Below are 26090 nucleotides of genomic sequence, written 5' to 3'. Positions count from 1 at the left end.
GCCGTCAGCCTCCGACCATCAGGGACAGCACACGGTTGGTCGCCCCTTCAGTAATGTGAAAAATCAGGTTGGGTGCGAGACCGAACAAAATGGTGAGCAAGGCCAGCGGCACGATGCAGACCAGTTCGACAAGATTCATGTCGCGGATGTCATTGAGCTTAGGGTTCGTCACCTCGCCGAAAACGGTCCGGCGATACAGGGTCAGCATGTAGACCGCTGAGAAGATCACGCCGAGTGCGGCGCCAGCTGCAGCCCAGGTCGATGCCTGGAAGCCCCCAACCATGGTGAGTATCTCGCCGACGAACCCGCTTGTGCCCGGCAAGCCGACATTCGCCATGGTGAACAGCATGAACAGAGCCGCATAGACAGGCATACGGTTGACCAGCCCGCCATAGGCCGCGATTTCCCGTGTATGCATCCGGTCGTAGACGACGCCGACGATGAGGAACAGCGCGCCTGAAATCAGGCCGTGGCTCAACATCTGGAAGATCGCGCCCTGCACGCCCGTTTCGTTGAACGAGAAGATGCCGAGTGTCACGAAGCCCATATGCGCGACGGACGAATATGCGATGAGCTTCTTCATGTCCGTCTGGCGCCAGGCCACCAGCGACGTGTAGACGATCGCGATCACGGCCAGTGCAAACATCGCAGGCTGGAACAACTGGCTCGCGTCGGGGAACATGGGTAGCGAGAATCGCAGGAATCCGTAGCCGCCCATTTTCAGCAACACGCCGGCAAGAATGACTGAGCCAGCCGTCGGCGCCTGTACGTGAGCGTCGGGCAACCAGGTATGGAACGGCCACATGGGCAATTTCACGGCAAAGGAGGCCGCAAATGCCAGCCATAGCCATGTCTGCACTTCAGGTGCGAAGGCATATTTCTCAAGGACTTCAATGTCAGAAGACCCTGCGACCTGGAACATGTACACGACCGCTACCAGCATGAGCAATGAACCCAAGAGCGTGTACAGGAAGAACTTGAAGGCCGCGTAGATCTTGTCCTTGCCGCCCCAAATGCCGATGATGAGGAACATCGGGATAAGGCCTGCTTCGAAGAAGATGTAGAAGAGAACAATGTCGAGCGCGGCGAACACGCCGAGCATGAATGTCTCAAGCACGAGAAACGCGACGACGTACTCGGTCACACGCGTATGAATCGAATTCCAGCTGGCCAGCAGGCAGATCGGCGTGAGGAAGGTCGTCAGCAGGATGAGCGGCATCGACAGGCCGTCCACACCCACCTTGTACGTGATCGCGCCGTACCAGGCATACTGCTCAACCAGCTGGTAACCTGCCGTCGTTGCATCGAACGTCAGGAACGCCGCGACGGACGCGACGAATGTCGCACCGGATATGATCAGGCCCGCAAGCAAGGCTGCGCGGCTGTCCTTGCCGGCCTCTTCCTTGCTGAAGCTGCCTGCCGTAGCGGTCCGCACACCCATGATTATGAGCGCACCGATCAGGGGCAGCAGGATGACTGCCGAAAGAATGGGAAACCCGCCCATCAGTTTACTCCTCCGGCCCGCAGCCACATGATGGCGCCAAAGACCAGCGCAGCACCAATGATCACGAACGCATAATGATACAGGTAGCCTGTGTGCATGGCCGACAGGCGCCGTGCACTCCAGCGGGTCACGGACGCGGCGCCATCAGGCCCCACGCCATCGATGATTTTCTTGTCCGCTTTCCAGAATATCTCCCCCAGAAATGCGGAGCCCTTGATGAGGGTCGCATTGTAGAGTTCGTCGAAATACCATTTGTTCGAGAACAGCGTATGCAGCGGCCCGCCACTGTCGGCGATACGCTTTCCGAATCCGCGATTGAAGAAATAGGTCATGGTTGCGATCAGGAAACCGGCCATTGTAACAGCGAGCGGCGCCCAGAGGACCCATTCGGGCACATTGTGCCGGTCATGGAGCACGTGGTTTTCGGCGGCAGAATAGATCGATCCGCCCCAGAATGCCGTTTCCTGATTCCCGACAAACCAGTCGTGGAAATAGAAACCGGCAAACATGGCACCCAGGCTGAGCAGTCCGAGCGGGATCAGCATAACTGCCGGGCTTTCATGCGGCTCATGCGCATGCGCGTCGTGACCATGAGCATGATCCTCTGCGGCCGCATGCCCGTGACCATCATCATGGTGTTCTGCTGAGGCCCTCGGGCCATGGAAGGTCATGTAGATCAGACGCCACGAATAGAAGCTGGTGAGCAGCGCAGCGACGATGCCAAACCAGAATGCAACCTGGCCAAACATCACGTGATGTTCACCTGCTGCAAACGCGCTCTCCAGAATGGCATCCTTGGAGAAGAAGCCCGAGAAGCCGATAAGCGTGTGCGGAATGCCAAGACCGATAATGGCAATCGTACCGATCATCATCGCGGCATAGGTCAGCGGCATGTATTTCGCCAGACCGCCCATGCGCCGCATGTCCTGCTCGTGGTGCATGCCGTGAATGACCGACCCCGCACCGAGGAAGAGAAGCGCCTTGAAGAAGGCGTGCGTGAAGAGATGGAACATGGCCGCTTCATAGGCACCGATACCTGCCGCGAAGAACATGTAACCGAGTTGGGAACAGGTCGAATACGCAATCACGCGCTTGATATCATTCTGCGCCATGCCAACCGTGGCGGCGTACAAGGCCGTGACGGCACCGATAATCGTGACCATGCCTGCCGCGTAGAGCGTGTGCTCATACAGAGGCGACATGAGGCACACGAGGTAGACCCCTGCCGTCACCATGGTGGCCGCGTGGATGAGGGCCGAGACGGGCGTCGGGCCCTCCATGGCATCCGGCAGCCAGACGTGAAGGAAGAATTGCGCCGACTTGCCCATCGCGCCGATGAAAAGAAGGATGCCGATCAGTTCAAGCGCATAGACGCGCTGGCCAAGGAACTCGACGACCGCTTCGCGCGCAGGTGCGGCTTCTCCGAAAGCCAGAGGCGTGACAATCGCATTCTCGCGTATGGCGGACAGAACCGGCTCGAACTCGACGGAGCCGAACACCATGAATACGGCCATGATGCCCAGCGCCAGACCGAAATCGCCGACGCGATTGGTCACGAACGCCTTGATCGACGCATCGTTTGGCGCCTTCTTCGTGTACCAGAAACCGATCAGCAGATACGATGCAAGGCCGACGCCTTCCCAGCCGAAGAACAGCTGCAGGAAATTGTCTGCCACCACGAGTGACAGCATCGCGAACGTGAACAGCGAGAGGTAGGCAAAGAAACGCGACCGATGAGGATCTTCGCTCATATATCCCCACGAATAGAGATGAACGAGACCCGAGACGCCCGTGATGACGGCCATCATCACGATGGACAGCGTATCGATCCGGATCGCCCAATTGGCCTGGAAGTCTCCGACATTGATCCACGGCATCAGCGTAATGATATGCGCGCCATTGGCTGCAACCGCTTCAGCTGCATGGCCGAGGTCTTCCCCATGGGTCTCGGCTCCGCCAATCCCGGCGACGTAGGCAAACAACTGGAACAGCGAAAGGGCGCCGGCCAGGAGAACGGTTCCTGTCGTCAGGAACATCACAGGCCCGTCGCCGATCTGCTTGTGCACCAGCCCCGTCAAGGCGACGATTCCAGGTGCTAGAACGATGAATAGAATGAAAATGTCCGGCAGCATCAGCCTCTAACCTTTCATCAGGTCGACATTCTCGACCGCAATATCGCCGCGATTGCGGAAATAGACGACGAGAATGGCGAGGCCGACAGCGGCTTCAGCGGCCGCGACGGTCAAGACGAGCATGGCGAAGATCTGACCGGCGATATCGCCGTTGAAGACTGAAAATGCGATCAGGTTCAGGTTCACGGACAGCAAGATCAATTCAATCGCCATCAGGATGACGATGATGTTCTTCCGGTTCACGAAGATGCCCACGACTCCAATCGTGAACAGGGCCGCCGAGACGGCGAGGTAGTGGGAAAGTCCAAGGTCCATGATGTCAGATCCCCTGCCCGGAGCTCGGGTCCTTCAATTCGAACGCGTCTGAACGGCGACGCGCTGTCTGTTTGGCGATGCTCTGCCGTTTGGTTTCGGGCCTGTGTCGCAATGTCAGGACGATGGCGCCGATCATGGCGACGAGCAGGACGATGCCGGCGAGCTGGAACAGCAGCATGTATTGGGTGTACATGACCTGCCCGATGGCCTCGGCATTGGTTTCGGCGCCGGGCGATGCGTCAAACGCCCCGACATGGTTCTCAAGGCCCGCAAAGGATGCGAGGACGATCTCGGCGAGGAATACGGCGCCCACAAACAGTCCGAACGGCAGATAGCTCAGAAAGCCCTGTTTCAATTCCACAAAGTCGACATCCAGCATCATGACGACAAACAGGAACAACACGGCCACGGCGCCGACATAAACGACGACAAGTAGCATGGCCAGGAACTCTGCCCCGATGAGGACAAGCAAGCCTGCCGACGTGAAGAAGGCGAGGATCAGGAACAGGACTGAGTGCACGGGATTGCGCGCTGCAATCACCATGACCGCAGACAGGACCACGATCGCGGCCAGTATCCAGAATGCATAAACTGCCAAAGCCCTCTAAGCCCCTATCTGGTGGAGCGAGCGAGGCCCATTGGCCTCTCCGCTCCGGTTTAATCTCTCTGCCGTCGTGCCCTATCGATAGGGCGCGTCCAGCTCCAGGTTCTTTGCGATAAGGCGTTCCCAGCGGTCGCCATTCGCCAGCAGGCGGTCCTTGTCATAGAACAATTCTTCCCGCGTCTCTGTCGCGAATTCAAAATTCGGCCCTTCGACGATCGCATCTACCGGGCATGCTTCCTGGCAAAAGCCGCAATAGATGCACTTCACCATGTCGATGTCGTAGCGCGTGGTACGCCTCGCGCCGTCTGCGCGTGGCTCCGCTTCGATCGTGATCGCCTGCGCCGGGCACACCGCTTCGCACAGTTTGCAGGCAATGCAACGCTCTTCGCCGCTGGCATACCGGCGCAGAGCATGCTCCCCGCGGAATCGCGGGCTCAGCGGGTTCTTCTCGAACGGATAGTTCACGGTCGCCTTGCGGCGGAACATTTCCCGCAGGGCCGACCAGAACGCTCCAATGAAATCCGTCAGCAGCGCGCCGCGAATGGTCTGCGCAATGCTCATGACTGTACTCCGGTATAGGCGACGTAACCCGCGACGATCAAAACGGCGGCGAGCGACGTGGGCAGAAAGATCTTCCAGCCGAGACGCATCAACTGGTCATAGCGATACCGGGGCACAATCGCCTTCACCATCGCGAACATGAAGAAGAAGAACAGGATCTTCAGCATGAACCAGAACAGGCCCGACAGGCTCAGCAGCAATGGCGGCCAGTCCTGGACCGCATCACCCAGTGCAAATGGCCCGTGCCAGCCGCCCAGGAAAAGGATGGTCATCATGGCGCACATCAGGACGATGTTCAGGTACTCGCCCAACATGAAAAGCAGGTAGGGCGTCGAGCCGTATTCGACCTGGTAGCCCGCGACGAGTTCGGATTCAGCCTCCGGCAGGTCGAACGGTGGACGGTTGGTTTCCGCTAGCGCCGAGATGAAGAACATCACGAACATCGGGAACATGACGAAGATCAGCGGGAAATACTGCAGGCTGAACGCGTGCCAGTTCCAGAAACCGCCTGACTGGTTCTCAACAATCACGCTGAGATTCATGGATCCCGTCAGCAGGATGACCGTGACGATGATGAAGCCGATCGACACCTCGTAAGACACCATCTGGGCGGCAGACCGCAACGCACCGAGGAACGGGTATTTGGAGTTCGATGCCCAGCCACCCATGATGATGCCGTAGACACCAAGCGAACTGATGGCGAAGAGATAGAGCACGCCGACATTGAGGTTCGAGACGACCCAGCTCGTGCCCGATACGGTTCCAGGCGCGACCGGAATGGCGGCCCAGGCAACGAAGGCCAACGTACAGGTGAGGATTGGGGCGATCAGGAACACTGTCTTGTTGGCCCCGGCCGGAATGACAATTTCCTTGAGCAGGAACTTCCCGAAATCTGCAAAGGACTGAAGCAGGCCGAACGGGCCGACCACGTTCGGGCCCTTGCGCATCATCACGCCAGCCCAGATCTTGCGATCCAGAAGAAGCAGGAATGCGATGGACAGCAACAGAACCAGGGTGAACAGGCCAATCTGGCCAAGCACCATCCAGAAGCCGGTGAAATCGCCGAAAGACTCGATGAGATTGCTCATGCCGCCGCCCTACTCCGCCGCTACCGGAGTGTCTAGGCCCGTGCTGAGCGCTGAACACTCCGCCATGGTCCTGGATGCGCGGGTGATAGGATTTGTCAGGTAAAAATCTTCGATAACCGACTTGAAAGCATCCGCCTTGATGGATCCGCCGGTTTCAGAACTGACAGTCTGAAGCGCAGAGACGCCGCGAGCCCCAGGCGCAAATCCCAAGCCTGAAAACGCCGTATTCTTGCCATCCGCTCCGCGCAGGTTCGCACGCAGGGCGTCGGCTGTGTCATAAGGCAGCGCCTTCCAGATCACCTCGGACAGGGCGCGGAAGATCGCCCAGCCTTCACGGGCCTCGCCCTTCGGCTGTACCGCGCGCGTGGTCATCTGGACCCGGCCTTCCGTATTCACATAGGTCGCATCCATTTCGGTGTAGGTGGCGCAAGGCAGGATGATGTCTGCGCGGGCAGCGCCCGCATCGCCATGCGAACCGACATAGATCACCGTTGCGCCGCCAAGAGCCGAAAGACCGGCTTCGTCTGCGCCAAGCAGGACAACCGTATCCATGCCGCCGCCAAGGATTTCCGATGTTGTTTTGCCGTTCTCACCGGGAACGAAACCCGCATCCAGTGCGCCGACACGCCCTGCAGCATTGTGCAGAACGCCAAAACCGGCCCAGCCGTCTGAGACTGCGCCGACGTCCAGAGCGAGTTGCTGCGCTGCCGCCAGGATCGCCTGGCCATCTTCGCGGCACAGAGCGCCTTCCCCGACCACGACCAGCGGACGCTTTGCGTCTTTCAGAACCTTGTAGAAACCGCTGTCAGCAACATTGGTGAGTGCATCGCCACCTGCGCCCAGATGGTCATAATCATAAGTCAGATCGGCCGCTTGTCCGATCACGCCAACCTTGAGATCGCCCCAGAGCCAGGACTTGCGGATGCGCGCGTTCCAGACCGCTGCTTCAACGCGCGGGTTTGTGCCGATCAGCAACAGGGCATCAGCCTCTTCCACACCCATCAGCGTCGGGTTGAGGATATAGCGCTCGCGCACGCCGTCAGTGCCGTATGCGGCGCCGACAGGACGGCAGTCGGTATTCTGGACGCCCATAGCCCGGAACATGTCGAGGGCGGCTTTCGCCTGCTCGACTTCGATCAGGTCACCCGCAATGACGCCAATCTTGTCGGCTGGCACCGAGAGCGCGGTCTTGGCAGCGGCGAATGCATCACCCCATGTTGCCGGGACGAGCTTGCCGTTCACGCGAACGTAAGGCCGGTCCAGTCGCTGGCGGGCAAGGCCGTCCCACACGAAGCGGGTTTTGTCGGAAATCCACTCTTCGTTCACTTCCTCGTTGGTTTCCGGAAGGATGCGCATCACACCAGCGCCCTTGGCGTCAACGCGGATCGCGGCTCCCATGGCATCCATCACGTCGATCGAGGATGTCTTGCGCAGCTCCCAGGGGCGCGCATTGAACGCATAGGGTTTAGAGGTCAGGGCGCCCACCGGGCAGAGGTCGATCACGTTGCCGGACAATTCCGATGTCAGCGACTTTTCGAGATAGGTCGTGATCTCGGCATTCTCGCCGCGAGAGATCATGCCGATCTCTTCCACGCCCGCCACCTCAGCCACGAAGCGGACGCAGCGTGTGCACTGGATGCAGCGGGTCATGATCGTCTTGACCAATGGGCCCATGTACTTGTCGTCAACGGCGCGCTTGTTTTCTTCATAGCGGCTACCGCCCCGGCCATAAGCCATGGCCTGATCCTGCAGGTCGCATTCACCACCCTGGTCGCAAATCGGGCAATCGAGCGGGTGATTGATCAGCAGGAATTCCATCACGCCATTGCGGGCTTTCTGGACATAGTCACCCTTGGTGCGCACGTTCGGCGCAGAACCATCCCGGTTGGGGCGCATGTCGCCCACCGTCTGGGCACAGGAGGCAATCGGCTTAGGCGCGCCTTCCCACTCGACAAGGCACATGCGGCAATTGCCGGCCACCGACAGGCGCTCATGGTAGCAGAAGCGCGGAATCTCGGCGCCCGCTTCCTCACACGCCTGCATCAGCGTGTAGTGCTTCGGGACCTCAATGTCCTGGCCGTCGATATTGAGTTTGAACGTGTCGGACATGTCTTCCTACTCCGCCGCAATCACAGCGCCCTGCACCATGGCGCGGGGCAAGCGATACTGGTTGATGCGGTCTTCGATTTCGGGCCGGAAATGGCGGATCAGGCCCTGGATGGGCCAGGCCGCTGCGTCGCCAAGCGCGCAGATCGTGTGGCCTTCGACCTGTTTGGTCACGTCGAGCAGCGTGTCGATCTCGTCATGCTCGGCCTCGCCCTTCACCATGCGCTCCATCACGCGCCACATCCAGCCGGTGCCTTCACGGCATGGCGTGCACTGGCCACAGGATTCGTGCTTGTAGAAATAGGCAAGCCGCGCGATCGCCTTGATCAGGTCGGTGTCCTTGTCCATCACGATGACAGCGGCCGTGCCGAGACCTGACTTCAGGTCACGCAGCGTGTCGAAATCCATATAGGCGTCCATGATCTGTTCGGCCGGTACCATCGGTACGGACGAGCCACCGGGGATCACGGCTTTCAGATTGTCCCAGCCGCCGCGAATGCCGCCGCAATGCGTATCGATCAGGTCACGGAACGTGATCGACATCTCTTCTTCCACATTGCATGGCTTGTTCACGTGGCCGGATATGCAGAACAGCTTGGTGCCCGCATTGTTCGGACGGCCAAAACCGGCAAACCATTCGGCGCCGCGCCGCAGGATTGTCGGCGCAACAGCGATGGATTCCACATTGTTCACGGTTGTCGGGCAGCCATAAAGGCCTGCATTGGCCGGGAATGGCGGCTTCATGCGCGGCTGGCCCTTCTTGCCCTCAAGGCTTTCGAGCAAGGCTGTTTCTTCCCCGCAGATATAGGCGCCGGCGCCGTGGTGGACGTAGATGTCGAAATCCCATCCGTTGACATTGTTGTCGCCAATCAGCTTGGCCTCATAGGCTTCCTTGATCGCGGCTTCCATGGCGTGGCGCTCGGCAATGTATTCGCCGCGTAGGTAGACGTAGCATTTGTGGGCACGCATAGCGCGGCTGGCCACCATGCATCCTTCGATCAGCAGGTGCGGGTCGTGCCGCAGGATCTCGCGGTCCTTGCAAGTGCCCGGCTCGGATTCGTCGGCGTTCACAACGAGATAGTGAGGACGTTCACGCACTTCCTTGGGCATGAAGGTCCACTTCAGGCCTGTGGGAAAGCCAGCGCCGCCACGCCCACGCAGGCCGCTCGCCTTGATCTGGTCGCAAATCCAGTCAGGCCCGAGCGCGAGCATTTCGCGCGTCAGGTGCCACGCGCCACGCTGCCTGGCTGCCTCCAGCCCCGGCGAGTGAAGTCCGTAGAGATTTGTGAAGATCCGGTCCTTGTCCTGCAACATGTCCTAGTCCTCATCGCCTTTTTTGGCAGTCGTTTCATCGCGCTTGGGCAGCAGGGTTGTCTTGCCACTCGTACCCGTTTCCGGCGTTTCACGCTTGGTGTTCGTTGGTGCATCTTCCTTGGGCATGCCCTTGGCTTCCGCATTAGCATCTTCGGGGGGCACCGGCAGGTTTGGCAGGGCCGAGATATTGTTCCGGCTGCCATCAAACAGGTGCGGTTCTGTGAGGAGGGTTGTTCCGCCTTCGGGACCGCTATTGACCCTGTCAATCTGCGGACCCGCCTGCGCTTCAGCACCATTCTTGAGTTTCGAGATGATCTTGCTGAAACTGTCCGCCGACAGGTCCTCATAATAGTCATCGTTGATCTGAGCCATCGGTGCGTTCACACACGCGCCCAGACACTCAACCTCTTCCCAGGACAGGCGCTTGTCGTCGGTGACATACATCGCCGGGCCGATTTCCTTTTTGCAGACATCCTTCAGCTTTTCCGCGCCACGCAGCATGCAGGGCGTCGTACCACACAGCTGGATGTGAAACTTGCCCACCGGCTGCATCCGGAACATCGTGTAGAATGTCGCCACTTCATAGACGCGGATATACGGCATCTCGAGACGGTCAGCGACTTCGCGCATCGCCGGCTCTGACAGCCAGCCATTATTGTCCTTCTGCGCCAGCCACAGCATCGGGATCACAGCCGAGCGCTGGCGGTCCGCCGGATACTTGGCGCGCCAGAAGGCGATCTTGTCTTCTGTTTCAGGCTTGAAAGCGAACGTATCGCCACCCGCCTCGATATCGAACCGGCGCAATGCCATCTAAACGTCCTCCATGGAGGGCAGCACCACGCGGCCTGCCTCGTCCAATGTCCAAAATGGGTTGTACGCGACTTCCCAGGCGTTGCCTTCGGGGTCGGTGAAATACCCCGAGTAACCGCCCCAGAACGCCTTATGAGGCGGCGTTGTGATGGTCACGCCCGCACTGGCAAGCTCAGCGAAAATGCCATCAACCTCGTCGATGGAACGTGCATTGTATGCCAGCGCAAGGGCCTTGAAGTCGCCCGTCCGGTTGTTGGGCAATCCGGCATCGTCAGCCAGTTTGTCTTCTTCCCAAAGGCCGAGAATGAACCCGCCCATATCAAACATGGTCATGCCGTCCGGGCCGACATTCTTGAAGCCGAGGACGGTTTCATAGAAGCCGGTCAGGGCCGCGCGATCCCGCACGCCAATTGTGACAATTGAAAGCCTGTGCTCCGGAAAGGCTGCCATATCTCAGGCGCCCCGCGCGAAATCAACGCGGGCAATCCTGCCATCGCGGATTGTGTAGATTGCGGCCACTTCAAAGTGCTCGCCGCCCGGCATGCGCTCAACCCGCTCGTGGTCGATCACTGTTGATCCAAGGTCTATCCGGTTGGCCAGCTCCGCACGGTTCTGCGGGTGCTGTGCGAACAGGTCCAGATGGCGCGCCCGGATGGCGTCATGCCCCGTTTGTGTGACAGCGCCATTCAGGCCAGCCAGCAGGGCGTCTTCCGCATAGCATGCCATAAACGCTTCAATGTCCTGCGCATTGTAAGCATCGAGCTGGCGCTGGATGAGGTCGGCAGACACACTCACCGGTCCACCTCCCCGAACACGATATCGAGTGAGCCGAGGATTGCCGAAACATCGGCCAGCTGGTGGCCCTTGGACAGGTGGTCCATCGCCTGAAGATGAGGGAACCCTGGTGCGCGAACCTTGGCCCTGTAGGGCTTGTTGGTGCCGTCAGACACGAGATACACGCCAAATTCGCCTTTTGGCGCTTCGATGGCGGCGTAACATTCGCCCTCCGGCACGTGGAAACCTTCTGTATAGAGTTTGAAGTGATGGATAAGGGCCTCCATCGAGTTCTTCATCTCAGCACGTCGCGGTGGCGCCAGCTTGGAATCGCGCGGCAGAACGGGTCCTGGACCTTCCTTTGCAAGCAATTCGATGCATTGCTGGATGATCTTGGTCGACTCCTTCATCTCCTCCATGCGGCAGACATAGCGATCATAATTGTCGCCGTTCCGGCCAACCGGAACCTTGAAGTCCAGCTCGTCGTAGCATTCATAAGGCTGCGCACGGCGCAGGTCCCAGGTGAGGCCCGAGCCGCGCACCATCACGCCGGTAAATCCCCAGTCCATGATCGTCTTCACATCAACGACGCCAATATCGGCATTACGTTGCTTGAAGATACGGTTCTCGGTGATCAGCGACTCGAGACGGTTCATGGCCACCGGGAAATGCAGGCACCATTCGGCGATATCATCGATCAGGGCTTGCGGCAGGTCCTGATGAACCCCGCCCGGCCGGAAATAGGCCGCGTGCATCCGGCTTCCCGACGCGCGCTCATAGAAGACGCACAGTTTCTCGCGCTCTTCAAAGCCCCAGGTGATCGGCGTCAGCGCGCCGCAATCCATGGCCTGTGTCGTCACGTTCAGGATGTGCGACATGATCCGGCCGATCTCGGAGAACATGACCCGGATCAGGCTGGCCCGGCGCGGCACCTTGATGCCCATCAGCTTTTCGATGGCGAGACACCAGGCATGCTCCTGGTTCATTGGCGAGCAGTAATCGAGCCGGTCAAAATAAGGCAGCCCCTGCAGGAACGTCTTGTATTCCAAAAGCTTCTCAGTGCCGCGATGCAACAGGCCGATATGGCTGTCGATGCGCATCACGACCTCGCCATCCAGATCCATGATCATGCGAAGCACGCCGTGCGCAGCCGGATGCTGCGGGCCAAAATTCAGCGTGAACTTGCGTTCGTCCTCGATGGAAGTGTGGATCGTATCAGCCATTACTCGGGAGCCTCCTCGGAGACGGCTTTCTCATCGCCGGGCATCTCGCTGGTCATGCCTTCCCAGGGCGAGAGGAAATCGAAGTTCCTGTATTCCTGCGTCAGCTGGACCGGTTCGTAGACAACCCGCTTTTCCAGATCATCGTAGCGAACCTCATAATTCCCGGTCAGAGGAAAATCCTTGCGCAGCGGATAGCCCTCGAAACCATAGTCGGTGAGGATCCTGCGCAGGTCCGGATGATCGGCAAACTGGATTCCATACATGTCGAACGCTTCACGCTCGAACCAGTTCGCAGCCGGCCAGATGGCCGTTGCGCTTGGCACGGGCGCCTCTTCATCGGTGCGGATACGCACACGAATGCGATGGTTCATGCGCATCGACAGCAGGTGGTAGACCACCTCGAAACGGTCCGACCGCTCTGGATAATCAACGCCGCAGATATCGATCAGCGTCTCGAAATTGCACTGCTGGTCGTCACGCAGGAAACGCAACAGGCGAACGACATGATCGCGCTCGGCGAACAATGTAAGTTCGCCGACCACGATCTGCGACGCACGCACGGCATCGGCCTGCGTCGTTTCAATATGGGCTGCGAGATCTCTTAGCGCTTCGATACTCATCCTGGGTCCCCTAGCGCTCAATCGAGCCTTCGCGCCGAATTTTCTTCTGCAATTGAAGGAAACCGTAGACGAGCGCCTCAGCTGTCGGCGGACAACCCGGCACATAGATATCGACCGGCACGATGCGGTCACAACCGCGCACAACGGAGTAACTGTAGTGATAGTATCCGCCGCCATTTGCGCAGCTGCCCATGGAAATCACGTAGCGGGGCTCAGGCATCTGATCGTAGACCTTGCGCAAGGCTGGCGCCATCTTGTTGGTCAGCGTGCCGGCAACGATCATCACGTCAGACTGGCGGGGCGAACCCCGCGGCGCCATGCCGAACCGTTCCAGGTCATAACGCGGGTTGCCGGCATGCATCATTTCGACCGCGCAGCACGCCAAGCCAAACGTCATCCACATGAGCGATCCGGTGCGGGCCCAGGTAATCAGGTCATCCGCCGCTGCGGTGAAATAACCCTTGTCGGCGAGCTCGTCGGACAAGCCGTTATAGAACGGGTCATCGGCTCTGGGGACGAAACCCCCTTCAACGCCCGCACGTGCGCTCCCAAGCGCGTACTTCTTGAAACCGTCGTCTACCACTATTCCCACTCCAGCGCGCCACGGCGCCATTCGTAGATAAATCCTACGGTGAGCACGCCAAGGAAGACCACCATTGACCAGAAACCCAAAAGACCGATTGTGCCAAGTGAGATGGCCCACGGAAACAGGAACGCCACCTCAAGATCGAAGATGATGAAAAGAATGGCGACGAGGTAGAACCTCACGTCAAACTTCATGCGCGCGTCGTCGAATGCGTTGAATCCGCACTCATAAGCCGAGTTTTTCTCAGGGTCAGGATTCGACGGCGCCAGCAGGAATGTGCCGACGATGAATAGACCTGAAATCGCCGCGCCAATCACCAGGAATATGATCACTGGAAGGTAATCCAGTGCGAGCCGTTCAATCTCGGTCATGTTCAGTGTCTCCTGACCTTGTCTGGCGCCGGATTAGGACGGTTTTGGCTGCCACGCAACAGACAGTCACATTATATCGATGGGACTGACTTTATCGCTTCAAATACCTTAATTCACGCCTAAGCGACTGCGGCGGTGCGTCACGGAGAGGCGCTTTCCACCTGCATACATGTCATATCGGGCTCCTCGAATGGTCGAGGTGCCTGAACTTTGGCCGCGAATGCCTGAAATCCGTCTCTGGCAGGTTCAGAGCGCGGCGAGGGCCACCCGCGCCTTTGCGCTGATTCCTTTCCAGTCTTCCGCCGCAATATCCGCTCCGGTCGCGATCCACGAACCGCCCGCTGCGAACACATTGGGAAGCGCCAGATACTTTCCGACGTCATTTTCCGTGATCCCGCCCGTCGGCATGAACCGAAGGTGCGGAAGTGGGGCACCCATAGCCTTCAGGGCAGCGACCCCGCCTACAATCGAGGCAGGGAACAGCTTCAGCAGATCGAATCCTTCCTCGTGCCGCGCCATGGCCTCACTCGCTGATGCCACACCGGGAATCATCAGGCGCCTGCGACCGCCGAGTCCGGCCAGCAGCTTGGGCGACATGCCGGGAGACACCAGAAAGTCAGATCCTGCCGACAGCGCATTTTCTGCATCCGCTTCCGTCAGTACCGTTCCCGCTCCCACTTTCAGGCCGGGTTCAGCTGTCTTCATCTCTTCAATCACGCCCAGACCAGAAGGGGTGCGCAATGTGACCTCAGCGATGGTGAGTCCGCCATCGACCAGTGCGCGGGCCAAAGGTGCCGCGACCTCGATGCGATCGACAACCAGAACCGGAACGATCGGCGCCTTGCTCGCAGCTTCCACGAGGGATTTCAGGGGGAACGTCATTGCTGGATCTCCTGTTCATGGAAGGCTGCCGCACCGATGAGCGGGGCTTCCGGGTCACGCATCAGCCAAACAGGACAGCCGCGCAAGTAATTGCTAAGTGGTCCCCGCTGAACGAATCTTTCGCGCGCTTCGGTCGATGTCAGGAAGTCGGTGATGCGCTCGCTGACGCCCCCGGCCAGCACGACACCACCGAGCGCTCCATTTGCAAGCACGAGGTCGCCCACGGCGCTCATCACGGTATTTGCGCGAATCTGGATCAGAGATCGAAACATGGCATCGCCTGCATCCGCCAATCGACGCATCTCCCCAGGGCTCGTTTCCTCATAGGCGCGTCCATGGATTTCGCAGAGTGCCTCATGGACCGCGTTGAGCCCGCTGCCGGATGCGACCAGTTCGTTCGAAACGTATCCATGCCGGCTGAGCAGGACTCTCGCCAGCTCCATCTCGTCAAGATCACGCGGAGAGAACGCCATGTGCCCGCCCTCCCCGTTTAACACATGCCAGCCGGTTTTATCGGATCCAAACAGGGTCGCCACGCCAAAACCGGTCCCGGGGCCAGCGACAAGGATCGGTGCGCCTGGGACCGGGCTACCATCGATGATCGTGTCGAAAGTCGCCCGGTCGAGTTCCGGCACCGCCCGGGCCATGCCCGCGAAGTCATTGATGAGGTGCACTTGCGCAATATTGAACCGGCGTGAAATGCCATGCGCCGACACATGCCAAGGCCGGTTGGTTAGCTTGACTTCCCCGTTCATGACGGGACCAGCCAAAGCGAAGCAGGCATGATCCGGAGCTGATCCCAAATCGTTCAGATAGCGCGCCAGCGCGTCATCGAACGAATCGAAATCATCGCCTTCGAATTTTTCAAACCGGTCGATCAGGAACCGGCCATTTTGACGGTGCGCGATCCCGAAGCGAACATTGGTGCCGCCGACGTCTCCCACCATCATTTCATTCGAAGCCACTCAGCTACCCTCGCCGAGAAACGCAAACTGGCTGGCACCGGTATCCGCCGTCCCAGCCATTTGCCGGAAATAGGAAAACATTTCCCTTCCCAGCCCCATGGCAGATTCATTCGGGCGGAATGCCGCAGGCTCTCTCGCCTGGAACGTGGCGTTATCGACCTGGATGTCCAGCGTGCCTTTCTCCGAATCAAATGTGATGATGTCGCCGTCCCGCACACGCGCCAGCGGCCCGCCGCGAGCCGCTTCGGGGCTCATGTGAATTGCCGAGGGGATCTTCCCGCTGGCACCAGACATGCGTCCGTCCGTGACCAGTGCGATCTTGTATCCCCTGTCCTGCAGAATGCCTAGCACGGGCGTGAGCCCGTGCAGTTCGGGCATGCCATTGGCTGCCGGGCCCTGGAAACGCACGACGGCCACAAAATCCCGGTCCAGTTTCCCGGCCTCGAACGCGGCTTTCAACGCCCCTTGCGTCTCAAACACGATCGCGGGCGCTTCCAGTACGCGATTGGCCGGCTTGACGGCTGACACCTTGCTGACCCCGCGCCCGAGGCGCCCGTCCATCAGGCGAAGTCCGCCATCCCTGGAGAACGGATCAGACGCCGGACGCAGAATGTCGAGGTCGGCGCTGTGCGACGGCGCGTTTCGCCACACGAGTTTGCCCTCGTCGAAGACGGGTTCGCGATCATAGCCAGAGATCGGCCCTGCCACGCCTACAGCGTCGCCATGCATGAGGCCCGCACCGAGAAGTTCCTTGACCAGGAAGCTCATACCTCCAGCGGCATGGAAATGGTTCACGTCGGAAGGCCCGTTTGGATAGATGCGGGCCAATAGCGGCGTGATAGAACTGATGTCGGCAAAGTCTTCCAGTGACACCTGAATGCCTGCGGCAGCCGCCATGGCGGGAATGTGAAGCGCGTGGTTGGTGGAACCGCCTGTCGCCATCAGGCCGACAATCCCGTTGACGATAGACCGCGCGTCGATCAGTTCCCCGGCAGGCCTGTAGTCTTCACCCTGCGCCGTGATCGCGGCAGCACGGGCGGTCGCCGCGCGCGTCAGCGCCTCGCGCAACGGAGTCCCTGGATTGGTGAACGCCGCGCCGGGAAGATGGAAACCCATCACTTCCATCAGCATCTGGTTCGAATTGGCCGTACCGTAGAATGTGCAGGTTCCCTGCGTATGATAGCTCTCAGCCTCGGCACGCAGCAATTCTTCCCGTCCGACCTTGCCTTCAGCGAAGAGTTGGCGAATGCGAACCTTTTCGGGGTTCGGCAAACCGGAAGGCATCGGACCTGCGGGCACGAAGACAGAGGGAATCCAGCCAAATCGCAGCGCCGCGATAACCAGCCCCGGCACGATCTTGTCGCACACACCAAGGTGCAAGGCCGCATCGAACACATCATGGCTCAGCCCGATAGCGGATGACATCGCAATCACGTCACGCGAAAAGAGCGAAAGCTCCATGCCTTCCTGGCCTTGCGTGACCCCGTCGCACATGGCGGGCACACCTCCGGCGACCTGCGCGATTGCACCGGCCTCCCGCGCCGCACTCCGAATGATATCAGGATAGTTCTCGAAAGGCGCATGTGCGGACAGCATGTCATTATAGGACGTGATGATCCCGATGTTCGGCCAGCCTCCGCCCAGCAATTCTGCCTTTTCCATGACGGCGCAGCCGGCCGACGCGTGCGCCAGGTTGCCTTCCGTCATCTTCATCCGGGCATACCCTTGCGGACGACGCGACCTTATCATTTCAAGATAGGCAGCGCGTGTGTCCGCAGAACGCAGACGAATGCGGTCCGTGACGGCGGCGATGGTCGGGTGCAGTGCAGGCATCATGGGGCCCATATGACCGTGAGCCGGGGGCCAAGTCCATCGACAGCAAAGCGGATCGGCTTTTCAGCCGGATCAGATTTCAGCGCGGCCTCGAACACGTCGCGTTTGTCGGCGCCGAACATTAGCAGGATCGCGGCATCTGAATCGACAATGGCCGGCCCTGTCAGAGTCAGGCGATACGGCATGCTGCCTGCGACCGGGCAACCTGTCGCATCTACGGCAGCGACGATGACGCCTGCCTCCGCATGCATGGCCTGCTTGAGGCCTTTCGAGCCCGGAAACCAACTCGCGGTATGCCCGTCATTGCCCATGCCCAGGAGGATCAGGTCAATCGGGTCGCAATGAGGCTTGTACGCCATTGCCCTGTCAGCCACAGCCTCGCTTGCGGTTGGTGCGTCTGTCTTCATCGGCACGAAGCCGGCGGCTCCCGCCTTTCCCGTGAGCAGGTGGTGGCGCACAAGGCGTTCGTTCGATCCGGCGTCAACCGGACTGACCCAGCGCTCGTCCACCAGGCCGACCGTTACCCGGTCCCAAGCCAATCGGGTATTCGCCAATCGATCAAACAGCGGGACGGGCGTTGATCCACCCGACACGAGCAAGCTGGCTCTGCCCGAATCCTCGATCGCCGTCTCCAGCACGCCTGCTGCCATTCCGGCAGCAAAGACTACAGCTTCCTCTCGGGTCGCGTGGGTCAGGAACTCGTGCTTCATCTTTCCTAAGTCCCCTCGAACCATTCGCGACCATCCCGGTCCATCATCATCGCGGCAGCCAGCGGGCCATTGCTTCCAGCAGTATACAAATCCGGCGCATCTCCCGACTGGTCCCAGGCATCGATCAATCCATCCACCCAGGTCCAGGCAGCCTCTACTTCGTCGCGGCGCATGAACAGCGAAAGGTTGCCCCTGACCACATCCATCAGCAACCGCTCATAGGCGTCCGGATACCGCACGGTGAAGCTCTCGGCATAGGACAGGTTGAGCGGCAGGGACTTGACCCGCAGCCCGCCGGGACCCGGTTCCTTGATCTGGACATAAAGCCTCACACCCTCATCCGGCTGCAGGCGAATGACCAGACGATTGACGGCGTCATTGCCTTCGCCGAACAGCGAGTGCGGCGTGGGCTTGAACTGGATCACGATATCGGAATGGCGTATTGGCAGGCGCTTGCCCGTGCGCAGATAAAACGGAACGCCAGCCCAGCGCCAGTTGTCGACCGAGGCTTTGATCGCAACGAACGTCTCAGTCGTACTTTTGGAACCTCCGCTCAGTTCGTCAACATACCCTTTGACAGGTTCGTCGCCGCGCACGCGGGCCTTGTACTGGCCGCGGACCGTCAGTCGCCGCGCTGCCTCGCCCGAGATCGGTGCCAGCGCATTGAGCACCTTGATCTTCTCGGTTCGTATATCGTCGTCGTCGAGATGGTTTGGCGGCTCCATGGCCGTCAGGCAAAGCAGCTGCAGCATGTGGTTCTGCACCATATCGCGCAGCGCGCCGGATTTGTCATAGTAATCAGCGCGGCCCTCAAGCCCGAGATCTTCGGCGACTGTAATCTGGACGTGATCGACATAATTGCGCGACCAGAGTGGCTCGAACAGCATGTTGGCAAACCGAAGCACCAGCAGGTTCTGAACGGTTTCTTTCCCCAGATAGTGGTCAATCCGGAAAACCTGCCGCTCTGCGAATACAGCCCCGACACCATCATTGATCTCGCGGGCAGACTCAAGATCCGTCCCGATGGGCTTTTCAAGAACCACGCGCGCCTGCTCTGTCGCGAGGCCAACCCGTCCGAGCGCCTCGGAGATACCGACATAGAGACGGGGAGACGTCGCCAGATAGAAAACGCATGGCCGTTTGGCCTCGCCGGACAGTTTGGACTTGAGGGTCGGCCAGTCAGCCTTTTCGTCCGTCGCGTCGATGGATACGTATTCAATCAGGTTTTCGAACGATTTCCACGCATCTGAATCCCAGTTCTTTCCGGAAGCGGACTCGCACGCTTCCTGCGCCATGGCGCGGTATGCCCTGGTCGACATTTCGGTTCTCGCGGTTCCAATAATCCGGCTCGTCTCGGGTATCTGGCCATCGACCCAGCGATGATAAAGCGCTGGCAGGAGCTTGCGACGCGACAGGTCTCCAGTGCCCCCGAAAATCACGATGTCAAAGGGTTCGACCGGAATGAATTTGGCCATACCTGTTACTCCGGGCGCTATGGAATTCAGAAATTCTGCAGGAATCGGCTCCCTCCTATCCTATTTCGTCAGCGTTGCCAAAGATGTAATTGGTGCAAAAAGCCGATCCGTTTGGCTCCCCTCACCAGGCCTGGCTGACCCAGCGTTAATGCAGGTCAGGTGCGGCCGATCCAAACGGAGTATTCCGGTATGCTGCCTGAGGGGTTTTCGGCCCAGCCGGACTCTGCCAGAGCCGTCGCGCCCGATGGCAGGTATCCGGGGCGCTGGATCGGCATTCCTCCGAGATTGAATACGCACAGCACGCTCTCGTCACGGCTCATGCGACGGAACGCCAATAAGGGCGCCTGCGCATCGAAAAAAGCGATCTCTCCCAGCATCAAGGCTGGTGATTCTCTTCGGATGCTCAGAACTTTCCGCGTGAAGTTCAGCACCGACCTGGCATCGTCGTTCTGCTGATCGACAGCCGCATCGGCGTGCCCCTGCCCGATCGGAAGCCAGGGACGACCTGTTGTGAAGCCCGCCTCGGCAGCGTCCTTGACCCATGGCATGGGCGTTCGCGCGCCATCCCGGCCAAGTGTAAGCGGCCAGTTCGCGATGGCTTCTGGATCCTGCAATGCCTCGAACGCGATCTCCGCCTGAGGCAATCCAAGCTCTTCGCCCTGATACAGGATCGGATTCCCCCGGAGGCAGAGCAGCAGCGCGTTGGTCAATCTGGCAAACCGGTTACGATCACTCCCATCATACCAGCGCGATACACATCGCGGCGCGTCATGGTTGGAGAACGCCCAGGACGGCCAGCCGCGTTCAAAGCCGTCCATCCAGTTCGATTGAGCACGACGAACACGTCCCGGTGTCAATGACGATGCATAGAGAAAGTCAAAGCTATAGGCTGAATTCAGCCGCCCATCGCCTGCAGTGAATGCTTTCATCTCCGGCAGCGGGTCAGGCCCGGCGACCTCCGCCACTGTGAAGACTGCGCCGTACTCGTCCGTCAATGCCCGCACACGTTCCAGGAATTTCGGGATATCCGGATGGGATTGATTGTGGACGTGATGCTGCAGGTCGTGCGGCCGGGTGATTGTGCGGCTGCCGGCTTCCCTTGCCGGATTGTCGGTAAAATTGGGGTCGAACATCGAAAAATTGATTGCATCCAGCCTGAACCCGTCCACGCCCCGGTCCAGCCAGAAGCGAGAAGTCGCGAGTAATGCGTCCTGAACCTCGCGATTGTGGAGGTTGAGTTGTGGCTGACTGCTCAGGAAATTGTGCATGTAGTACTGCTGTCGGCGCGCATCCCAGGTCCATGCAGCGCCAACAAAAACAGCTTGCCAGTTGTTCGGTGGAGATCCGTCCGGCCTTGCGTCCTGCCACACATACCAGTCAGCTTTCGGATTCTTGCGGCTGGCGCGACTCTCGCCGAACCACGCGTGCTCATCCGAAGTGTGGGACATCACCTGGTCAATGATGACGCGCAATCCTTTTGCATGCGCAACCTCGACCAGTCGATCAAAGTCATCAAGCGTTCCGAAAATCGGATCGACACCGCAATAGTCGGACACGTCATATCCGAAATCCTTCATTGGCGACGTGAAGAATGGCGATATCCATAGTCCAGCGACGCCGAGCGATGAGATATATCCGAGCTTTTCCGTGATGCCCGGCAAGTCACCGACGCCGTCGCCATTGGTGTCCAGATAGCTGCGCGGGTAGACTTGGTATATCGCTGCCCCGCGCCACCACGGCGGAACTGTACTGCCGGTCGACGCCAGTTGCGCATTCTTGGAACCCGTCATTTCAAGGAAGCCCTTCGTTAGGATTGCCACGCCAATTCAATTGCATACCATCATCGGCTCAACTTGCGAGGAAGATGGGATTTCAACTTTGCCTCGCCGCAGATGCAGCCTAGATGGACAGATATGGAATTCGACAACCGCTCTTTCCGGGACGCACTCGGTCTGTTCGTCACGGGCGTGACGATCATAACGGCCCGAAACGAAGACGGCGAACCCTTCGGCGTGACCGCAAACAGCTTCAATTCGGTATCTATGAATCCGCCATTGATACTCTGGTCGCTGAACCGCGCGTCGCGCAATGTCAGGGCCTTTCAGAGGGCCGGTCATTTCTGTGTCCATATCCTGCGCGAGGATCAGTCGGAACTGGCGCGCCATTTCTCCAGAAGCAATGCCGCAAAATTCGAAGGCATCGAGTTCGAACCGGGCGAAGGTGGCGTGCCAATACTTCCCCGCAGCGCAGCCCGGCTAGAATGCCGAACCTATGCCCAACATGATGGCGGGGACCACATCATCTTCCTCGGTGAGGTGATTCGCATTTCGGCAGATCTCAATGCGCGGCCGCTCTTGTTTCATGGCGGGCGCTATGCGGTTTTATCCGATACGGTCGAAAACTAGGACGCTGAGATCCGGTTGCCTGAGCCTTTGCATGGCAGGCCGCAACCACGACCTGGAATAGTCGATCAGGTATTTTCGCGGGCCGGCTCAGACGTCTCGCGCTCGGTTGCCGATACGCAGCGACTTGGCGGGATCACCAGGAAGGCGCTCGTACCGCGGCCGTCCTGGCTGTCGAGCAGAACGTCGCCGTCATGCTGACGGGCGAGTTTACGGCTGACCGTCAAGCCGAGACCGACGCCTCGGCCATCTTTCATTTCATTCGTCCGCGAACTCTGGAAGAATGGCTCGAACGCCTGCTCGACATCGCTCTTCGTCATACCAAGGCCGCGATCCCTCACCATCAGCAGAATACCGCGTCCGACAATCCGCGATACCTTCACGGTGATGGCGGATGCAGAACCATGCTCGAATGCGTTCGTTACCAGGTTCTGGACGATGCGCTCCAGCGCTGTACGGTCATAATATACATTGGGCAGCCCAGGTTCGATGCTGATCTGTAGCGGTACGTCTGCATATCCGGGGGATGCGAGCCGAACCCGACTGACAGCGCTGTTGACGATTTCCGCCAGCTCCACGACCTCTTCCTCGGCCGTCACCGTTTCGCGGTTCAGCTTCGAGAAACTGATGATCTGATCGATAATTCCGCTAAGATAGGAGGCGTGTTTGCGGATCTGGTCTGCGTAGCCACGGAATTCGCGCTCGTCGAATGGAATGTTGGAATCACTTCCCATCAGTCCGGAACACCCGACGATCACATCCAGGGGCACCTTGAGCTCTCGGCTCATGGAATTCAGGAACCGGGTCTTGGCCGCGTCGGCGGTCTCCGCTTCTTCCTTGGCGACTTCCAGGTCGCGCTTACTTTGTTCGAGGCTTGTCACGTCGGTGTGAAGAATCACGTGCCCGCCGTTCGGAACCGATTCAACTGATTTCTGCCAGTAGCGGTCACCGGCCCTTGGCAGGCGACGGGATCCTGTGGTCAGGTCGCTTTCCGTGCCGGAGAAGAAGGCCTTGTGAAGGTCATTCTGGACGAGAACCTTTCCCTTGGCATCGAGATACGCAAACGCCTGCCCGCTGGCATTCAGAGCTCCGATGAGAATCTCGTGCGACTCAGTCGCCCTGATTCGCGACTCAACGTTGGACACAAATGTCTGGTACGTCCGCTTCATGCCGAAATACACAGCAAACGTGAAAACCAGCACCATGACTGAAATCACAAGACTCGACTTGGCCGAGGATATCGCGGCGTAGAGCAGCAACATGAAAACGGCCGTGGCTGAGTATCGCATGACGACTCTCGGCACAGCAGGCAACAGCGCCGACATGCCGGCGATCATCGGTAGGATCAGCAACGCGGCATAGATGACCGCCATGTATTCATCGCCATTGATGAAAAACGGCAACGAGCCCCAGGCACCCCCAAACGCATAGGCGAGCCACTCGGAACGGCGTAAATACCGGCCGCTTACAGCCGTCGGACGCGATAGTCCGCGCTTGAGGAATGCGTCGATAACGAGGACGACGGCCAGGGCCCAATTCAGGAAGAGCCAATAGCGCATTGACGTATCTGCGACGCTGCGTTCGATCAGTATCATTGTCGCAGTAGAATTGATCAGCATTACAACCGCCATGGTGGCTGCATGGCTCGCAAAAGCCAAATGTTGCTCCAACAACACCACCCGATCCACGGCTGTGGCGATCGGGTGCTTGCGTTGCAGCAAGTACTTCAGGAACGAATTCTGTGACCCAGTCGTCGGCATAGGGGCTGAATACCGCCATAAGATGAAAATGAGCCTTGTCACCAAAGGCTAACTTTATGAGACTGGCGATGATTTCGTTAATAAATAGAGTTCATGGAACCGATATTGAAAAATTCGGATCGATACAGGATAGCGATTATCGGTGCCGGGCCGGCAGGCCTAAGCGCAGCGCGTTTCTTGCAGGAACAGGGTGTTCGGCCCGTCGTCTTCGAGGCGAATGACCGGATCGGCGGCAAGTCGTTTTCGATCCTTAATGGCGACAATCTGAACGAGATGGGCACGTGCTATACGACTCGCGCGCACACCATGATCAAAGGCTGGATGAAGGAAAACGCCATCACGCTGAAGCGATTGGGTGAGGCCCGCTTCGACGGGCAATCTGTCTTCAACTATGTCAAGCAGGGCCCCGGCGCTCCCCTCCCCATCCAGGTGACCCGCTTTATTCGTAAGGCTGGCGCGCTTCGCAGGGCCATCCGCGATCATCCCGATGATCCCGCGACCATGCAGGAGGCCTCTCTTTCGACAATCGACTGGGTGCGCCGCCTTAACATCCCGAAAATCGAACTGGCGATGCATCGAATCCAGACGACGCAAGGCTATGGCTATGTCGACGAAGCCACCATCGGCCAGACCGTCCAGTGGTGCGACCTTCAGTACCTGCTTTCTGGCGTCCTCAATGACCTGCACATGCCGGAACAGGGCTGGAGCACATTCTGGGAACGTTTTGCCCGCCCGTTTGACATCCGCCTCGGCGCGGCTGTCACCGGATTGGACCGCTCCGGACCTCAGCCGGTGATTCACACGCGCGGCACCGAAGAGGTCTTTGATGCGGTGATTTCTACAATCCCGATGCAGTTATTCACGAACATCGCCAAGGCGAGCGAGCTGGAGCAGCGCGTCGCCGACAGTATCAACTGGAAAAACTACACGACGACGCTGATCGCGTCGAATGACTGGTTCACCGGGCACCAGGTGATCGGATATTCAAGGGCATCCAGGAGCAGTGAACTCCGCGGAGCGATCCTCGGTGGCCGCGCGGAGGGCGAAAGCTCCGATCTCGGGGGCCGGCTCTATGTGACCGGTCAGTTCTCAGACGGCCTCACGCCCGACGAACTTCGCGAAATCCTGTTTGCCGACGCGGCATTGCATGGCTTTACGATCAACAACGTAATCCTGCAAAAAACGTGGCAGTATTTCCCGCAGTATCGGGCCGATGCCGTCGGATCCGGCCTTTTCGGCGACCTGCGGCGCGTTCAAGGCCACAACGGCACATGGTTCAGCGGGTCGACCTTTTCCCATGAGCTGGTCTCAAGCGTCGTTTCGCGCAGTCAAGCCGTCGTTCGTGACATGCTGGTTTCGCTGAAAACAAGCAGGTGGAGCTTGCCTGACCATTCTGCGGCAGGCGGCCAAAACGTTCGATTTGCTGAATGAATGAGCGGCTCGAGACATAGGTGACAGATTGTACCGGACACATGGGTAACACTTTCCGCTTTGGCGGGAGGTTACGATGCCATGGAAGGAACAATCGAAAATGGACGAGAGACTGCGCTTTGTCGCCCGCCGGCTGGAGGGTGAATCGATGACGGATCTTTGCCGGGAGTTCGGAATTTCGCGCAAGACCGGCTACAAGATCTTCAATCGTTACAAGGAAGAGGGGCTGATTGCCCTTGAGGATCGCTCCCGACGGCCGGTGCGGTATGCCAACCAGCTGCCGGTGCCCATCGAGCGGGCGATCATCGATGCCAAAAAGGACAAGCCCCACTGGGGCGCCCGCAAGATCAGGGAGCTCCTGGTGCGGCGCCTGGCAGGTGACGTGCGCATTCCCGCCCGCTCGACCATTCATGCTGTCCTTGACCGCTACGGCCTTGTGAAGCGGGCAGGCAAGAGGCGCCAGAGGGCATTGGGAACCTCCCTTTCATCCGGATCGGTTCCCAATGCCCTCTGGTGTGTCGACTTCAAGGGAGAGTTCCGTCTCGGTAATCAGGCCTACTGTTACCCGTTGACCGTGACCGACCATGCTTCGCGCTTCATCCTGGCCTGCGAGGCATTGGAGGG

Annotated in this window: 25 protein-coding genes; 3 read left to right on the top strand and 22 right to left on the bottom strand. The window is 59.1% G+C overall.

Features of this window, described 5'->3' with window-relative positions:
- Nucleotides 1–4 precede the first annotated feature (4 nt).
- From VR74_RS07620 to VR74_RS07520, 21 genes are all read right to left on the bottom strand, one after another.
- Entirely contained in the window at nucleotides 5–1504 is a 1500-nt protein-coding gene (locus tag VR74_RS07620; protein ID WP_045695650.1) for an NADH-quinone oxidoreductase subunit M, read from the bottom strand.
- Nucleotides 1504–3636 carry an NADH-quinone oxidoreductase subunit L gene (gene nuoL / locus VR74_RS07615; RefSeq protein ID WP_045695648.1) on the bottom strand — a complete coding sequence of 711 codons (2133 nt, stop codon included), beginning with the start codon at nucleotides 3634–3636 and terminating at the stop codon, nucleotides 1504–1506. Before nuoL ends, VR74_RS07620 begins: the two co-directional genes overlap by 1 nt.
- 6 nt (nucleotides 3637–3642) lie before the next feature.
- Nucleotides 3643–3951 carry an NADH-quinone oxidoreductase subunit NuoK gene (nuoK, locus tag VR74_RS07610; RefSeq protein WP_045695647.1) on the bottom strand — a complete coding sequence of 103 codons (309 nt, stop codon included), beginning with the start codon at nucleotides 3949–3951 and terminating at the stop codon, nucleotides 3643–3645.
- Nucleotides 3952–3955: 4 nt separating this feature from the next.
- Nucleotides 3956–4549, bottom strand: a complete 594-nt coding sequence (locus VR74_RS07605) for an NADH-quinone oxidoreductase subunit J (protein WP_299949862.1) — start codon at nucleotides 4547–4549, stop codon at nucleotides 3956–3958.
- Nucleotides 4550–4630: 81 nt separating this feature from the next.
- On the bottom strand, nucleotides 4631–5116 hold the full coding sequence (gene nuoI / locus VR74_RS07600) for an NADH-quinone oxidoreductase subunit NuoI (protein WP_045695645.1): 486 nt from the start codon (nucleotides 5114–5116) through the stop codon (nucleotides 4631–4633).
- Complete coding sequence (gene nuoH / locus VR74_RS07595) at nucleotides 5113–6204, bottom strand: NADH-quinone oxidoreductase subunit NuoH (protein ID WP_045695643.1); 1092 nt, start codon at nucleotides 6202–6204, stop codon at nucleotides 5113–5115. Before nuoH ends, nuoI begins: the two co-directional genes overlap by 4 nt.
- Before the next feature lie 9 nt (nucleotides 6205–6213).
- Nucleotides 6214–8313, bottom strand: a complete 2100-nt coding sequence (gene nuoG / locus VR74_RS07590) for an NADH-quinone oxidoreductase subunit NuoG (protein ID WP_045695642.1) — start codon at nucleotides 8311–8313, stop codon at nucleotides 6214–6216.
- A 6-nt stretch (nucleotides 8314–8319) separates the two neighbouring features.
- Nucleotides 8320–9624, bottom strand: a complete 1305-nt coding sequence (gene nuoF, locus VR74_RS07585) for an NADH-quinone oxidoreductase subunit NuoF (protein WP_045695641.1) — start codon at nucleotides 9622–9624, stop codon at nucleotides 8320–8322.
- Nucleotides 9625–9627: 3 nt separating this feature from the next.
- Nucleotides 9628–10434: an NADH-quinone oxidoreductase subunit NuoE gene (nuoE, locus tag VR74_RS07580; protein ID WP_299949861.1), complete on the bottom strand. Its 807-nt coding sequence runs from the start codon at nucleotides 10432–10434 to the stop codon at nucleotides 9628–9630.
- Nucleotides 10435–10884: a VOC family protein gene (locus VR74_RS07575; RefSeq protein ID WP_045695639.1), complete on the bottom strand. Its 450-nt coding sequence runs from the start codon at nucleotides 10882–10884 to the stop codon at nucleotides 10435–10437.
- A gap of 3 nt (nucleotides 10885–10887) precedes the next feature.
- On the bottom strand, nucleotides 10888–11229 hold the full coding sequence (locus VR74_RS07570; protein ID WP_045695638.1) for an SgcJ/EcaC family oxidoreductase: 342 nt from the start codon (nucleotides 11227–11229) through the stop codon (nucleotides 10888–10890).
- Nucleotides 11226–12431, bottom strand: coding sequence for an NADH-quinone oxidoreductase subunit D (locus tag VR74_RS07565; RefSeq protein WP_045695636.1), 1206 nt, complete (start codon nucleotides 12429–12431; stop codon nucleotides 11226–11228). Before VR74_RS07565 ends, VR74_RS07570 begins: the two co-directional genes overlap by 4 nt.
- Nucleotides 12431–13051 carry an NADH-quinone oxidoreductase subunit C gene (locus tag VR74_RS07560; protein ID WP_045695635.1) on the bottom strand — a complete coding sequence of 207 codons (621 nt, stop codon included), beginning with the start codon at nucleotides 13049–13051 and terminating at the stop codon, nucleotides 12431–12433. Before VR74_RS07560 ends, VR74_RS07565 begins: the two co-directional genes overlap by 1 nt.
- A 10-nt stretch (nucleotides 13052–13061) precedes the next feature.
- Entirely contained in the window at nucleotides 13062–13664 is a 603-nt protein-coding gene (locus VR74_RS07555; protein WP_045695633.1) for an NADH-quinone oxidoreductase subunit B, read from the bottom strand.
- Nucleotides 13634–14008, bottom strand: coding sequence for an NADH-quinone oxidoreductase subunit A (locus VR74_RS07550; RefSeq protein ID WP_045695632.1), 375 nt, complete (start codon nucleotides 14006–14008; stop codon nucleotides 13634–13636). The genes VR74_RS07555 and VR74_RS07550 overlap by 31 nt, the downstream gene beginning before the upstream one ends.
- A gap of 246 nt (nucleotides 14009–14254) precedes the next feature.
- The gene (gene eda / locus VR74_RS07545) at nucleotides 14255–14890 is read right to left on the bottom strand and encodes a bifunctional 4-hydroxy-2-oxoglutarate aldolase/2-dehydro-3-deoxy-phosphogluconate aldolase (RefSeq protein ID WP_045695630.1); all 636 of its coding nucleotides are present in this window, start codon (nucleotides 14888–14890) and stop codon (nucleotides 14255–14257) included.
- Entirely contained in the window at nucleotides 14887–15855 is a 969-nt protein-coding gene (locus tag VR74_RS07540; protein WP_299949857.1) for a glucokinase, read from the bottom strand. The genes eda and VR74_RS07540 overlap by 4 nt, the downstream gene beginning before the upstream one ends.
- The gene (edd, locus tag VR74_RS07535) at nucleotides 15856–17688 is read right to left on the bottom strand and encodes a phosphogluconate dehydratase (protein WP_045695730.1); all 1833 of its coding nucleotides are present in this window, start codon (nucleotides 17686–17688) and stop codon (nucleotides 15856–15858) included. It abuts the gene before it with no gap.
- The gene (pgl, locus tag VR74_RS07530; RefSeq protein WP_299949853.1) at nucleotides 17688–18398 is read right to left on the bottom strand and encodes a 6-phosphogluconolactonase; all 711 of its coding nucleotides are present in this window, start codon (nucleotides 18396–18398) and stop codon (nucleotides 17688–17690) included. The genes edd and pgl overlap by 1 nt, the downstream gene beginning before the upstream one ends.
- Nucleotides 18399–18403: 5 nt before the next feature.
- The gene (zwf, locus tag VR74_RS07525; RefSeq protein WP_045695628.1) at nucleotides 18404–19873 is read right to left on the bottom strand and encodes a glucose-6-phosphate dehydrogenase; all 1470 of its coding nucleotides are present in this window, start codon (nucleotides 19871–19873) and stop codon (nucleotides 18404–18406) included.
- A 155-nt stretch (nucleotides 19874–20028) separates the two neighbouring features.
- Nucleotides 20029–21663, bottom strand: coding sequence for an alpha-amylase family glycosyl hydrolase (locus tag VR74_RS07520; protein ID WP_045695727.1), 1635 nt, complete (start codon nucleotides 21661–21663; stop codon nucleotides 20029–20031).
- A gap of 123 nt (nucleotides 21664–21786) precedes the next feature.
- Here VR74_RS07520 and VR74_RS07515 point away from each other — a divergent pair, with 123 nt between their 5' ends.
- On the top strand, nucleotides 21787–22278 hold the full coding sequence (locus VR74_RS07515; RefSeq protein WP_299949849.1) for a flavin reductase family protein: 492 nt from the start codon (nucleotides 21787–21789) through the stop codon (nucleotides 22276–22278).
- Nucleotides 22279–22343: 65 nt separating this feature from the next.
- Here the strand turns inward: VR74_RS07515 and VR74_RS07510 are convergent, their stop codons facing one another.
- Nucleotides 22344–23894 (bottom strand): HAMP domain-containing sensor histidine kinase, encoded by a 1551-nt coding sequence (locus VR74_RS07510; RefSeq protein ID WP_299949847.1) that lies wholly within the window; start codon nucleotides 23892–23894, stop codon nucleotides 22344–22346.
- A gap of 246 nt (nucleotides 23895–24140) precedes the next feature.
- Here VR74_RS07510 and VR74_RS07505 point away from each other — a divergent pair, with 246 nt between their 5' ends.
- Nucleotides 24141–25466, top strand: coding sequence for an FAD-dependent oxidoreductase (locus VR74_RS07505; RefSeq protein ID WP_299949845.1), 1326 nt, complete (start codon nucleotides 24141–24143; stop codon nucleotides 25464–25466).
- Nucleotides 25467–25542: 76 nt separating this feature from the next.
- Nucleotides 25543–26090: helix-turn-helix domain-containing protein (locus tag VR74_RS07500; protein ID WP_045695726.1), on the top strand; the 548-nt coding region annotated here is incomplete at its 3' end.

It is taken from the genome of Hyphomonas sp. BRH_c22 (assembly GCF_000961795.1).
GTDB lineage: Bacteria > Pseudomonadota > Alphaproteobacteria > Caulobacterales > Hyphomonadaceae > Hyphomonas.
Note: the sequence above shows the minus strand (reverse complement) of the source record. Positions and strands in the feature narration are given on the sequence as shown.

Excerpts from the sequence above, each read along its gene's own strand:
- nuoK (WP_045695647.1), bottom strand. The coding sequence starts at position 3,951 with ATGGACCTTGGACTTTCCCACTACCTCGCCGTCTCGGCGGCCCTGTTC.
- nuoF (WP_045695641.1), bottom strand. The coding sequence starts at position 9,624 with ATGTTGCAGGACAAGGACCGGATCTTCACAAATCTCTACGGACTTCAC.
- VR74_RS07515 (WP_299949849.1), top strand. The coding sequence starts at position 21,787 with ATGGAATTCGACAACCGCTCTTTCCGGGACGCACTCGGTCTGTTCGTC.
- edd (WP_045695730.1), bottom strand. The coding sequence starts at position 17,688 with ATGCCTGCACTGCACCCGACCATCGCCGCCGTCACGGACCGCATTCGT.
- nuoE (WP_299949861.1), bottom strand. The coding sequence starts at position 10,434 with ATGGCATTGCGCCGGTTCGATATCGAGGCGGGTGGCGATACGTTCGCT.
- nuoG (WP_045695642.1), bottom strand. The coding sequence starts at position 8,313 with ATGTCCGACACGTTCAAACTCAATATCGACGGCCAGGACATTGAGGTC.
- VR74_RS07575 (WP_045695639.1), bottom strand. The coding sequence starts at position 10,884 with ATGGCAGCCTTTCCGGAGCACAGGCTTTCAATTGTCACAATTGGCGTG.
- VR74_RS07555 (WP_045695633.1), bottom strand. The coding sequence starts at position 13,664 with ATGGCGCCGTGGCGCGCTGGAGTGGGAATAGTGGTAGACGACGGTTTC.
- nuoI (WP_045695645.1), bottom strand. The coding sequence starts at position 5,116 with ATGAGCATTGCGCAGACCATTCGCGGCGCGCTGCTGACGGATTTCATT.
- VR74_RS07520 (WP_045695727.1), bottom strand. The coding sequence starts at position 21,663 with ATGACGGGTTCCAAGAATGCGCAACTGGCGTCGACCGGCAGTACAGTT.
- VR74_RS07550 (WP_045695632.1), bottom strand. The coding sequence starts at position 14,008 with ATGACCGAGATTGAACGGCTCGCACTGGATTACCTTCCAGTGATCATA.
- zwf (WP_045695628.1), bottom strand. The coding sequence starts at position 19,873 with ATGGCCAAATTCATTCCGGTCGAACCCTTTGACATCGTGATTTTCGGG.
- VR74_RS07565 (WP_045695636.1), bottom strand. The coding sequence starts at position 12,431 with ATGGCTGATACGATCCACACTTCCATCGAGGACGAACGCAAGTTCACG.
- VR74_RS07510 (WP_299949847.1), bottom strand. The coding sequence starts at position 23,894 with ATGCTGATCAATTCTACTGCGACAATGATACTGATCGAACGCAGCGTC.
- nuoL (WP_045695648.1), bottom strand. The coding sequence starts at position 3,636 with ATGCTGCCGGACATTTTCATTCTATTCATCGTTCTAGCACCTGGAATC.
- VR74_RS07560 (WP_045695635.1), bottom strand. The coding sequence starts at position 13,051 with ATGAGTATCGAAGCGCTAAGAGATCTCGCAGCCCATATTGAAACGACG.
- eda (WP_045695630.1), bottom strand. The coding sequence starts at position 14,890 with ATGACGTTCCCCCTGAAATCCCTCGTGGAAGCTGCGAGCAAGGCGCCG.
- nuoH (WP_045695643.1), bottom strand. The coding sequence starts at position 6,204 with ATGAGCAATCTCATCGAGTCTTTCGGCGATTTCACCGGCTTCTGGATG.
- pgl (WP_299949853.1), bottom strand. The coding sequence starts at position 18,398 with ATGAAGCACGAGTTCCTGACCCACGCGACCCGAGAGGAAGCTGTAGTC.
- VR74_RS07620 (WP_045695650.1), bottom strand. The coding sequence starts at position 1,504 with ATGGGCGGGTTTCCCATTCTTTCGGCAGTCATCCTGCTGCCCCTGATC.